The organism is Mucilaginibacter sp. 22184 (genome assembly GCF_052045695.1).
Lineage (GTDB): Bacteria > Bacteroidota > Bacteroidia > Sphingobacteriales > Sphingobacteriaceae > Mucilaginibacter.
On record NZ_JBQEPI010000024.1, the window covers coordinates 1 to 734 of the forward strand.

At 49.3% G+C, this 734-nt stretch carries 1 protein-coding gene; it reads right to left on the reverse strand.

Features of this window, described 5'->3' with window-relative positions; all coding sequences use genetic code 11:
* A partial coding sequence (locus tag ACTJKG_RS27735) for a 6-phosphogluconolactonase (protein WP_440741038.1) occupies positions 1–734 on the reverse strand: 734 nt, incomplete at both ends.

Sequence of the window (734 nt, forward strand, 5' to 3'; positions counted from 1 at the left end):
AATTGCAGGTAAGTAGCCGGCACCTCGCCCGACATTTCGCCTTCTACCGCTTTTTTGATGATAGGTGCTTTTTTCTTGCTCCAGGCCATCAGGATAATTTCGCGGGCTTTAAAAATGGTACCAATACCCATGGTGATGGCTTTGGTAGGCACATTGGCTTTACCACCAAAATCACGGGCGGCATCGCTGCGGGTCAGGTCGTCCAAAGTTACCAAACGGGTCCCCGAGTTAGGAGCAGAACCCGGCTCGTTAAAACCGATGTGACCGGTACGGCCAATACCCAGGATCTGGAGATCAAGGCCACCGAGTTCTTCGATCTGGCGCTCATAGTTTAAACAGAAAGCCACCACATCGTCCTTATCCAAAGTACCATCGGGGATGTGTACGTTGGCTTTATCAATATCAACATGGCTGAAAAGGTTCTCATACATGAAAGTAACATAGCTTTGGGCTGCATCGGGTTTCATGGGATAATACTCATCGAGATTGAAAGTGATCACGTTCTGGAAAGAAAGCCCTTCCTCCTTATGTAGCCGCACCAGTTCGTTATACACACCAATAGGAGTAACACCGGTAGCCAAACCGAGCACAGCTTTTTCGCCACGTGATTGTTTATCACGGATCAGGGCTGCAATGCGGGCGGCTACTGCCAGTGAGGCTTCCTGTTGACTGCCATAAACGCTTACCGGTAGCTTCTCGTACCGGGTCTCTTCCAATAAATTTAATCGGGCCAT